Here is a 269-nt window from a genome sequence, read left to right as displayed (position 1 = left end):
CCAATGACGCCTTCTTCCACGACAACACGACGATCATATTGGAAAGCCAAATCAAATGCTGCTTGAAGCTCTTCTTTGCTGCGGCATTTACTAATTCCAACACTTGATCCCATGTTGGCAGGTTTCACAAAGCAAGGATAGCCTAGTACTTGCTCCACCTGTTCTAAGCTGTCTGATGTTGTTTTCTCATAGTCTTTTTTATTGAAGGAAAGGTGCTTTGCTTGTTCAAGTCCTGCTTGCGCAAAAACATCTTTCATCATGACTTTATC

At 42.0% G+C, this 269-nt stretch carries 1 protein-coding gene; it reads right to left on the bottom strand.

What is annotated here, in order from left to right:
* Positions 1–269, bottom strand: a 269-nt coding sequence (locus SB775_RS29955; protein ID WP_486360718.1) for an ATP-binding protein, incomplete at both ends; no start/stop codon positions are given.

The sequence above is a fragment of the Peribacillus sp. SIMBA_075 genome, assembly GCF_046534585.1.
This window is presented reverse-complemented; position numbering and strand designations above follow the sequence as displayed.